11 protein-coding genes and 1 pseudogene are annotated in these 9,736 nt (G+C 43.4%); 4 read left to right on the plus strand and 8 right to left on the minus strand.

What is annotated here, in order from left to right; translation table 11 throughout:
- Positions 1 to 297: 297 nt before the first annotated feature.
- Entirely contained in the window at positions 298 to 885 is a 588-nt protein-coding gene (locus ACP5N5_RS02435; RefSeq protein WP_012607716.1) for a UbiX family flavin prenyltransferase, read from the plus strand.
- A 100-nt stretch (positions 886 to 985) separates the two neighbouring features.
- Here ACP5N5_RS02435 and ACP5N5_RS02440 read toward each other — a convergent pair whose 3' ends face one another.
- The 3 genes and pseudogenes from ACP5N5_RS02440 to ACP5N5_RS02450 all read right to left on the minus strand — a co-directional run bounded on the left by ACP5N5_RS02440 (position 986) and on the right by ACP5N5_RS02450 (position 2,858).
- The gene (locus tag ACP5N5_RS02440) at positions 986 to 1,429 is read right to left on the minus strand and encodes a hypothetical protein (RefSeq protein WP_012607717.1); all 444 of its coding nucleotides are present in this window, start codon (positions 1,427 to 1,429) and stop codon (positions 986 to 988) included.
- Positions 1,430 to 1,641: 212 nt separating this feature from the next.
- Positions 1,642 to 2,160, minus strand: a pseudogene (endA, locus tag ACP5N5_RS02445) (tRNA-intron lyase); the annotation flags it as partial.
- 29 nt (positions 2,161 to 2,189) lie between these two features.
- Positions 2,190 to 2,858 (minus strand): DUF47 domain-containing protein, encoded by a 669-nt coding sequence (locus ACP5N5_RS02450; protein ID WP_428132352.1) that lies wholly within the window; start codon positions 2,856 to 2,858, stop codon positions 2,190 to 2,192.
- 134 nt (positions 2,859 to 2,992) lie between these two features.
- Between ACP5N5_RS02450 and ACP5N5_RS02455 the strand changes: the two genes are divergently transcribed.
- Positions 2,993 to 4,627, plus strand: coding sequence for a B12-binding domain-containing radical SAM protein (locus ACP5N5_RS02455; RefSeq protein WP_428132356.1), 1,635 nt, complete (start codon positions 2,993 to 2,995; stop codon positions 4,625 to 4,627).
- Here the strand turns inward: ACP5N5_RS02455 and ACP5N5_RS02460 are convergent.
- The 3 genes from ACP5N5_RS02460 to glyS are packed head-to-tail and all read right to left on the minus strand — an operon-like array spanning position 4,602 to position 7,175.
- Positions 4,602 to 4,976 (minus strand): hypothetical protein, encoded by a 375-nt coding sequence (locus ACP5N5_RS02460; RefSeq protein ID WP_012607721.1) that lies wholly within the window; start codon positions 4,974 to 4,976, stop codon positions 4,602 to 4,604. The genes ACP5N5_RS02455 and ACP5N5_RS02460 overlap by 26 nt on opposite strands.
- Before the next feature lie 13 nt (positions 4,977 to 4,989).
- Positions 4,990 to 5,367, minus strand: coding sequence for a hypothetical protein (locus tag ACP5N5_RS02465; RefSeq protein ID WP_042666964.1), 378 nt, complete (start codon positions 5,365 to 5,367; stop codon positions 4,990 to 4,992).
- Positions 5,368 to 5,423: 56 nt separating this feature from the next.
- Positions 5,424 to 7,175, minus strand: coding sequence for a glycine--tRNA ligase (gene glyS / locus ACP5N5_RS02470; protein WP_428132367.1), 1,752 nt, complete (start codon positions 7,173 to 7,175; stop codon positions 5,424 to 5,426).
- Between the two features lie 69 nt (positions 7,176 to 7,244).
- On the opposite strand from glyS, the gene speB reads away from it, so the two are divergent.
- Positions 7,245 to 8,111, plus strand: coding sequence for an agmatinase (gene speB, locus ACP5N5_RS02475; RefSeq protein ID WP_042666967.1), 867 nt, complete (start codon positions 7,245 to 7,247; stop codon positions 8,109 to 8,111).
- Between the two features lie 204 nt (positions 8,112 to 8,315).
- Here speB and ACP5N5_RS02480 read toward each other — a convergent pair whose 3' ends face one another.
- Positions 8,316 to 8,465, minus strand: coding sequence for a DNA-directed RNA polymerase subunit P (locus ACP5N5_RS02480; protein WP_042666969.1), 150 nt, complete (start codon positions 8,463 to 8,465; stop codon positions 8,316 to 8,318).
- Between the two features lie 97 nt (positions 8,466 to 8,562).
- Between ACP5N5_RS02480 and yciH the strand changes: the two genes are divergently transcribed.
- Positions 8,563 to 8,880, plus strand: a complete 318-nt coding sequence (yciH, locus tag ACP5N5_RS02485; protein ID WP_012607726.1) for a stress response translation initiation inhibitor YciH — start codon at positions 8,563 to 8,565, stop codon at positions 8,878 to 8,880.
- Positions 8,881 to 9,002: 122 nt separating this feature from the next.
- Here yciH and ACP5N5_RS02490 read toward each other — a convergent pair.
- A partial coding sequence (locus ACP5N5_RS02490) for a transcription initiation factor IIB (protein ID WP_428132385.1) occupies positions 9,003 to 9,736 on the minus strand: 734 nt, incomplete at its 5' end.

Genomic DNA, 9,736 nt, shown 5'->3' on the forward strand with positions numbered 1-9,736 from the left:
AACAGCATACCGAGGCAAGATTATAATTCTTAAAGACCAGGAATCTATTTAGTGACCCTAGTTCCCGAGATCCGGGGAGGAACTATGGTGATGAAGCCCGGGAAGACCATAATGAACCCGGGTGCAGAGATTCTAAACAACCGCTCTCGGGTGAATGGTATGTTTATGTTATTGTTATAGATAACCGTTATACATTATGAGTCAACTTAATAAGCATGAACCACGTAATCAACATAATTAGATGATAGGGCTCGAAAGGTCTGAGTATGTGATGACCCCGCGCAGGATTGATGGATAATGGTGGGCTCCTCACTTATTATCGCCTTAACTGGGGCAAGCGGTATCTCGTACGGGTTGAGTCTGCTTAAGAAAATAAATGTGTTTAAAAACAAGTATAGTGAGGTCTACGTGGTTTACACCTTTAACGCTGTTAAAGTGGCTTTATATGAGGAAGGCATAGATCTTTTGGAGTTTCTCAAGGGCTTAAATGGTGTTAAGGCAGTTTACCCTGAAAATGATTTTTCATCGGAGCTAGCCAGCAGTAGTAATCTAGTGTTTACAGACATGGTTATAGTGCCTGCCTCGATGAACACGATTGCCAAGATAGCTAATGGTATCCAAGATAATCTAGTCACGAGAACAGCTAGTGCAGTATTGCGTTTAAGGAATAAACTAGTGTTAGTCTTTAGGGAAACCCCGCTTTCCAGCATAGATTTATTCAACCTATATAGGCTGGCAACGGCTGGCGCGGTAGTAATGCCTGCCTCACCGGGCTTTTATATTAAGCCTAAAAGTATAGAGGATACCATCGATTTCATAGTTGGGAAGATACTCGACGCATTACATGTAGAGCATAATCTCTATAAGAGATGGGGCATTAGTTAACCCTTAAAAAAGCCAAGGCAGTTTCAACCTCTATGATATCCGTTCACTCGTTGACATTAGATTATTTAGCGTTCAAGGAGGGCATTTTTAACCAGTCTTATCACCTTATGAAGTCGCTTACATCATAGTCTTCGAACTGCTTCATTTGCTTGAACATTTCTTCATCGCTGCTCTGCTTAATCTTTCTCTCCAATGCCTTGGCACATCTACCATCTGGTAGTAGTGAATTCAACCTGCACGATGCATATTGGCACTCACCGTTGATACAATCTCCGCCTATTAATCTACATTGTGCAACGCGGATCATTTTTCCCCTTACAGGCTTGGAGGTTATCATTAAGGCGTTCTTGTTGCAGGTGAAAAATGGGCATAGAGGATTACATTTATCACCTATAGGCTGCGGCTCCAGCCTCTTCTCCTCGAGGTGTTGGAAACGGGTTGATGCATAACTACCATGATGTCCTGTTTTCTCATACCTAGCTCCTCTACCCTCGTAGTGGCGTCGGTCTTCATTCCTCCATCGCTCACTACTAGTGTTATTCAACTAGGCACACCCCATGATTTACTATTATCAGCTACACTATCTCTCGTTAACATTTAATGTTGAAAAATGTTTTTAAGGCTCACACAGACTTAGACTCATGCTTATCTCACCAGATATATGTTCAGAAGTGGTTCGCTGGTACCGTTTCCCGTCTATGGTTTTTATGTCTCCGTGGGCGGAAAACTGTTGGCCATAACTGGGGTTCGGTTTAGCTATGGTTTCCACCAATCGAGTAGGTGGTACACTATGTTATTCCCAGTATAGATTGCTATGATGAGTTTCTTTCTTACTGAGTGGAGTAATCTACCCATCCTTACTAATTCCACTGGATCTATGATCTCGTCGGCCCTGAAAACTTGAAGCCCGAAGGGCGCGTGATCTATGCCGGGTCCATGCCTATATACTAAGTAGTCGCAGCCAAATTTCAACCCTCTTCTCGGTATCAAGCCATGGCTACGTAGGTCGTTATACACTGTGTATAATTCCTCGAACCTCGGTATCTTTCCCACAGCTATACTATATAAATCCCCTGCATTTAGTGAGGAGTCGCCTTGGAAAACCCTTATTCTGCCCCTCTTGAGAAGATAGAGAGCTTCTATCAGGGAGAGCTCTAGAGGGGCACTTATGCTTCTATCCTTCGGCTTGGATACGCCGAGAAAGGAACCATAATATCCATCCCAGTATATCTTAGAAGCGCATTTGGGATCGGGAATTATAACCCTGTTATGTAGTAAATATCCCTGGCACTCCTCTACCCCATTTACCTCGTTACTGTTCTCACTAGTGCTAGATAACGTATTTCCTCACCGAGGTTCTTGAGTAGGTCGCTGAGCTCTTCAATATATTCTATTAAATCCTTTAAAACCATTAATCCAGCTACAGAGCTAGAGTAGGTCTCATATACTTTGAATATAGACTCCCTAAATATGTTGTCCACTTCATCCTCTAGTTTCAACACCTCGTCAACATGCTCCATGGATTTTCTTGGATGCGTTGACAGCTTTTGTAGCGAATCCTGTATTAGGTTAACCTGTTGTCTAACCTTCCCCATCATTGTTTGAAGCGTGGTAATCAGGTCGTTGTTTATACTGATATTGTTTTTAGATGCTATGAGTATCCTGTACGCTACGCTGTCCACGTGTTGTATGAATCTATCTATGGTTCTAACCATCTCTATATAGCTCCTCGAATACATCATTACCTCGCTATTCTTAACCAGGTACTCCATCAACATTATTTTCATCTCCTCTCCACGATGCTTAATAGACCTTACCCTCTCATACATCTTCTCGATGTCAGGGCTTGGAGAATACTGGTTCATTAGGGCCGCTAACACTGAGACCTGATCGCTCACAATAGACATCATGTTACCTAGGTACTCTATAGCTGTTAACTCAGCAAGCGAACCTCTCTCAGGGCTCTCGCTCACCACTAACCCCCTTTCATCCCGGTCAAGATAAATCATTAGTATAAAGGGTATTTAAGTAATTTGGGAGTTAATGACATCGGTATGTATATAGATCAAGCAGTGGGGAACTTTTCCGAGGATAGTGCACCGCTATAATGCTCTATATCCAAAAATATTATCTAGGCGAGGCTGGAAAAATGAGGATGCTGGTTATCGATGTACTTGCCAGGTCCACGGGTAAAAGGTACTCAACATATGATGTCGTGGGTGCGGGTCCACGAGTGGTAGCTGGCATGCTTTCTGAAAAATACGACACATTGCTCATGCCATACGAAAAAGCCATGGGTAGTAAGGACGTTATCAGAAGTGTTACCCACATCTTTCTATCAGCAATGAGTAGTGATAAGGGAGCTCTGGGTAGAGTCGTAGGGTATATTAGAAGAGTTAATCCCTCAGCAGTAATTACCGTGGGAGGGCCGGTTGGCTTTGAATACGGTGAGTTATTGAAGAGGTTCGATATCGACTACGTTATAGTTGGTGAGGCCGAGATACCTCTTCAAAGATTCATGGAATGCGTAGTTGAGGATAGGTGTAGTAAACACGAGGTTCCGGCGCTAGGTTTTAGAGATAATGGGGCAGTCACCTTAACGACTAGGCACATACACACTCCCAGCGATGTTTTATCCTCTCTCAAACCCTGGGCACGGATAGATGAAATGTTCGACTATCCACAGGTTTACAGGGTATATGTGGAAGCCGTGCGGGGATGCAGTAATTTCATGCGCCCTATGGTGGGGAGCATAGGTTGCATATTCTGTGGAAACTGTAGAAGCAGTAAGAATGAGGAACGAGTTAACTGCCCAGTCAATATCCCGCCTGGTTGCGGTTTTTGCAGTGTTCCCTCAATGTTTGGCCCAGCTAGGTCGAGGAGTGTTGATAGTATAGTGAAAGAAGTAGAGGAGTTAATCGAGCATGGTGCACGTAGGATAGTGTTAAGCGCCCCGGACATCCTAGACTATGGGAGGGATTTACTCGTAAATGGGCCTTTAACTAATCCGTGTAACCCACCAGCGAACACCGAAGCTATCGAGGAGTTGCTATCACGTCTTAACGCGTTGAAACCAGTGTCCCAGGGTAGAGTTGTAGTCATGATTGAGAATATCAAGGCATGCCTGGTCAACGATGAAGTAGCTAAAATACTGGGAAAATACCTGCCTGGGACAACAGTACATATAGGGCTTGAAACCGGTAGTGATACATATAATGACAAGGTATTAGGGAAACCCATAAAAGTAGCTGACGTAGTGAACGCGGTGAGGCTCTTAAAGAAGAACTCGCTTAGACCCTACGTATACCTGATGCATAGCCTACCCTTCGCCAGCAGGAAGATATATGAGGAGACGCTCAAAACCGTTAACGAACTAGGTGAGGCAGGTGTTGAAAAAATAACCCTCTACAAGTATACTCCCCTCCCATATACGGCCTTTGAAAAAATACCATCCGAAGAACGTGGCGTGGAGGAATGGATAGCCAGGTTGAAAGCCGTCGTAAGAAGGTATAACACTATGCAGAAAAAGGAAATCCTGGGTAAGCATGTAGAGGCCTTCATAATTGAAAGTAATGGCAGGGTCTATGGATATCCAGTTAAACATGGACCAGTGATATTTCTAGGTCGGATAGCCAGGAGGGGTCTGAATGGTTGTTTAGTGATAGTTGAGGTGACTGGAACACGGTATAGATATGTGAAGGGTAGGATCGTGAAGATTAAAGAGTGTCCTCCAGCTTCTTGAACCCGGCTAAAAGCCTCTGAAGCTCGCTTAATACCTCTGGCATTCCCTGGTAGACTGGTAAGGCTTCCTCTAGGAGATCCACAATGTATCTTATACTGATAAGTTTTAACATCCTATAGTACACTGATATATGTTTAACTATAGGATCTCCCAAGCTATGGGTACTTACAACTAATTTAGCCTCTGGCAGGATACGTGCCGAGGAATCAAGTAGTTTGCTGGCTTCTGAGATGAATAAGTCAACCTGTTCCTTATCATGTAGGCTTTTAAGGATCTTCCCTTGGTCTATGAGCTTCTCATAGTCATCGACAAGGGTTCTTATTAATGAGGCTAATTCATTTAAATGCATTTAGATTATCATCTCAGCAGACTTTCCTTATTGTTGCAATACTATTATCTGCAACACCATTTTTCTCTATTTCCCCTGGATATACGTAGACAACGTTTTCATCAGTGGACTCGAAGACTAGTGCCTTAAACTCGAATCTCTTCCTACCGGCCACTACTACTTCAACCCGCTCATCATTCTTTATGTCCAGCATTGATGCAAGAGCCGAGGGTATTTTAGCTATTGGCTCGTTTAGTGTCCGATCAAACCTTATCCTAACCCTTTTCTCAGTCAGCTTCTTTTCTTTTTTCTTTAATTCGGAGGCTGGTGGAATTATTGAGACCAACTTGGAGACGTCGATTTTCTGTTGTGTACCTGTTTCCTTTTCTCCTCCACTAGTAGACTGCTCCATTCAATCACCATTATATTGAGATATACCGTGTTCAACCTTAAAAACACGAATGCTGGTTAAGGAGTAAGTAGGTCGGGCTGGAACCCGTATTTCATAAGCAGGTATTTCTCGAGCTCATCGATCTTTACTCTCTCCTGGAGAGTGCTATCTCTATCTCTCACAGTTACTGTGCCGTCTTCCAGGGTCTGGTAGTCTACTGTTACAGCGTATGGGATGCCTATCTCATCGACCCTGGCATACCTCCTACCGATGCTTCCATCATCATCGTAGATAACTCTGAATCCTCTTGTAATGAGTCTTCTATATATGTTTCTAGCTATTTCAATTATCCTCGCATGCTCTTGCTTTTTGCCCGTTACTAATGGGAATACTGCTACATGGTAGGGGGCTAGGTATACTGGTAGTTTTAGAACTGTCTTACCATCCCTCATCGTGTACGAGTATTCAAGGACTATATATAGGAGCCTCTCGACCCCGAATGATGGTTCTACGACGTGTGGAATGATTTTCTCTCCATGTATTTTCTCCCTTTCCTGCTTTACTATGAAGGCTTCACTAGGCATCTTAAGCCCCTCTATTTCGACATATCCTTTTTCAGCCAGCTCTCTATAGATCTCCTCAGGAGTTTTCTGAGCGAGTCTTTCCATTATTCTTCCCATTTCCCCGCCATAGAGGTCTTTTATTTTACCTGGATCAGGATATGCTTTTGGGATAATTCTTTCAACTGGTTTCTCATAGTGTTTAAAGAACGTTAGGTCCGCTTTACTATACTGTATATGTCTGCTTAAATCGTATGTCGTTCTATAAGCGTATCCAGCTATCTCTATCCATCCATATTTCTCAGTGTATACTTCCTGGTCGAATGTCTGCTGGGAGTAATGGGCTCTTTCATGAGGTAGCTTCTCGATGAACCTGATTTTTTCATGTGGTATTCCAAGTCTTCTCGCAAACACCTCTCCTAAACCAATCCAGTAGGCAAGCCATGGGGTTTTAACTATCTGTTTCTCAACTAGTTCTCTAATAGTATATTCAACTGGTTCTTCTACACCCCTCACTCTAGCTTCACTAGTGAGCACTCTTACTTTTACATCTGCGATGCTATTAATGTATCCACTTGCCTCTTCCACCTCTTCTGGATCGAAGAAGAACTCGAGCTCCATTATAGTGAACTCCCTGAGCCTGAGTAACCCTTGGCGTGGCGATATCTCGTTTCTAGCAACCTTGCCGACCTGTGCTATGCCTAGTGGAAGCCTGTTTCTAGCTACTCTGAGAATATTCGCGAAATTTATGAACATCCCTTGAGCGTTCTCGGGCCTGAGGTAGCCTATTTCCCCCTTGTATGGGCCTATCTCTGTTTTAAACAATAGGAGGGTATAGAAGGGTTTACCTAGATCACCACCGCACTCGGGGCACTTGATATTGTTTCTCAGGATAACACTGTGTATTTCCTCGGGGCTTAAACCCTCTACATCTATGCCTGCTGCCTCCTTAACCAGGTGATCAGCCCTGTATACTCTACCGCATTTAAGGCATTCTACAACAGGATCCATGAAGCTTTCCTCATGTCCGCTTGCCTTAAATACTATCCTGGGGTTAATCACCGGTGTTTCAATCTCCACAACTAGGTCATTAGAGTATACGAATGTCTTCAACCATAGGTTGATTAAATTCCTCTTGAGGAGTACTCCAACCGGACCGAAATCATAGAAGCCTGCTAACCCACCATATATATCGAAGCTTCCCCAGAATATACCGCGTTTCTTTGCTAATTCCATTATGTTACCATATATATCTTCTCCATTACTCAACTCGATCCCCTTGTACTTGGATTTTAAATAACGCGTTCACCTTAAATATTCGTTTAAGTGGTGGTGAACATGAATTGGAGGCTACTACTACAGGGATCAGTGAAGTTTGCCTGTATGGAGTCCAGCAGTAATATAGGGGTATTAATCGGTGTGCCCATGGATTACACATCAACATATAAGCCTGGTTCAAGATTCGCGCCGGACTATATAAGGAACGCATCATGTAACATTGAGTTCTATAGTTTGTCAACTAGGAGAATCATGGAGAGCGAGGGTTTCATCGACTTGGGAAACATTATCCTGCCACCTGGAGATGTAGAGAAATCCCTATCAATAATACAAAGTGTTGCCAAGGGGGCTTGGAGGGAGTACCAGGGGATACCCCTCGGTTTCTTAGGAGGGGAACACTTAATCACCTACCCAATTGTAAGCGGGCTAATGGACGGCATTGACACCCTAGTGGTTTTTGATGCACATCTCGATCTAAGGGATGAATACCTCGGCTCAAGATTGAATCACGCATCATTCCTTAGAAGACTCGTTGAGAAAGGTGTGAGAGTTATACATATAGGCTCCAGGGCCTACAGTGGTGAGGAGTTGGAGTACTTGAAAACCTTGGAAAATATCAAGGTATACTCAGTTCTAGACGTTCTTGAAAAAACAGTGGAAGCAGTGGAGTTAGGGAGGGTATATATAAGCATAGATATGGACGTTATTGATCCATCATATGCGCCTGGCGTGGGGAACCCGGAGCCCTTCGGGTTAACCCCTCTACAATTACTTGGACTATTAAAGAAAATAGTGGGGTCGTCGAGCCGCCTGGTAGGATTTGATATAGTTGAAGTAAACCCGCTGGTCGATGTAAACGATGTTACAAGTATACTGGCTGGTAAACTAGTATTTGAGCTAGCTGCATTAGCCAGGGGTGGGAGATAGACCTATTGGGGTCTACTAGGGAGTTCAGGCCTCATATAGGGTTATATAAATTGGTTTCATCCCCTCGTTTTTTCCCCTGCATCCTGCTTGGGCTTGCAGAGTGCTTCAGGAATAGATTCATACATGCAATTATATTCTTCAATAAAAGAATTTTGATAGTAAACCCTAGTAAACCTATATGAAAGCGGAAACAGCATACCGAGGCTAAGTAGCTTTAATGATTCTGTATGGTCTTGCAACCTTGTATACTATCTCATACGTGCAGTTAGGGCATTTAACTTGTTTACCGAAGATCCTCCTCATCTCCTCCTCGTCGAATACATACCCGCATCTACCACACTTATATTTAACCATGCCAGCCCACCATACACCAGTATAATGTTCAAAGACTTTAAAACCTCCCTCTACATATTTTCTAATTGGAATCTTTGAGTTGGTGATGGAGTAGGCAATGGATGAGAAGATAGATGAATCAATATGCGGTGGGCTACCACCAGAGCTCTGTGAGCAGTCAGGAATAGAGCAGTCGCTTGTCAAGATAAGGCTTGATACGAGAAAATTCGGTAAGGCAGTAACCATTATAGATGGATTACCAAACGATAAGGAATTCCTCAAGCAAGTTGCGAAAGCATTGAAGACGAAGCTAGCTACTGGCGGCACATTCAAAGAGGGGAGGATAGAGCTCCAGGGAGATCACAGGCATCGAGTAAAACAGATCCTGATAGAGGAATTCGGGATACCTCCTGAAAACATATTGGTTATAGACTAGGGTTGAAATACTGAACAAACTATTTTTAACCCACCCTACGTTATCCACCACTTAATAATTCAGTTTTCTAGAGATATTAAAGTTATCTATAAATCCACAGCAGCCTGAGAAATATCTGTGGTTTATTCATACTCTAGTCCGAGTATTTTCGCGAGTTCCTTATACCTGTTCCTTACAGTTACCTCTGTCACCCCTGCCACATGTGCTATCTCTTTCTGAGTTCTCTTCTCTCCCAGCTGTTCAGCAGCGATGTATACTGCTGCAGCTGCTAATCCGGCTGGGTCCTTTCCACCCGTGACACCTTGTTCCTTCGCCTTATTAATTATCTCGATAGCTATTTTAACTGCTTGTCCGGGAAGCCCTAATCCATGTACAATCCTAGGGACGTAGTCCACTGGATCGGTTGTAGTAACTTTTATATGCAGCTCCCTTAATAGGAGCCTATAGCATCTGGCTATCTCCTTCCTGTTCACCCTGGTATGTCTTGTTATCTCATCAAGTGAACGTGGTACCTTCATTTCTCTGCATGCAAGATATATTGTAGCGGCTATTATACTCTCAATACTTCTGCCTCTAACTATTCCTTTTTCAACTGCATTACGATATATTCTAGCCGCCTCTTCCTTAACGTACGAGGGCAGATTCAATATATCTGATAACCGATCCAGCTCGTTCATTGCTTGTGCTAGGTTCCTTTCAACACTAGTTGTTATCCTCGTTCTTGCCTGCCACTTCCTTAGCTTAACCAGCTCATGTTTTTTCTCTGTCAGTCTTCTACCCGCTGCATCCCTATCTGTGTAATCAATCGTTGTCGCAAACCCCATGTCATGGACTGTAGCTGTGACCGGGCCACCTG

The sequence above is a fragment of the Desulfurococcus sp. genome, from assembly GCF_049970475.1.
GTDB lineage: Archaea > Thermoproteota > Thermoprotei_A > Sulfolobales > Desulfurococcaceae > Desulfurococcus > Desulfurococcus amylolyticus.

What these genes read in the sequence shown, in the direction of transcription:
- ACP5N5_RS02435 (WP_012607716.1), top strand. Translation starts at nt 298, where the DNA reads ATGGTGGGCTCCTCACTTATTATCGCCTTAACTGGGGCAAGCGGTATC.
- ACP5N5_RS02455 (WP_428132356.1), top strand. Translation starts at nt 2,993, where the DNA reads ATGCTCTATATCCAAAAATATTATCTAGGCGAGGCTGGAAAAATGAGG.
- ACP5N5_RS02460 (WP_012607721.1), bottom strand. Translation starts at nt 4,976, where the DNA reads ATGCATTTAAATGAATTAGCCTCATTAATAAGAACCCTTGTCGATGAC.
- ACP5N5_RS02465 (WP_042666964.1), bottom strand. Translation starts at nt 5,367, where the DNA reads ATGGAGCAGTCTACTAGTGGAGGAGAAAAGGAAACAGGTACACAACAG.
- speB (WP_042666967.1), top strand. Translation starts at nt 7,245, where the DNA reads ATGAATTGGAGGCTACTACTACAGGGATCAGTGAAGTTTGCCTGTATG.
- ACP5N5_RS02480 (WP_042666969.1), bottom strand. Translation starts at nt 8,465, where the DNA reads ATGGTTAAATATAAGTGTGGTAGATGCGGGTATGTATTCGACGAGGAG.
- yciH (WP_012607726.1), top strand. Translation starts at nt 8,563, where the DNA reads ATGGATGAGAAGATAGATGAATCAATATGCGGTGGGCTACCACCAGAG.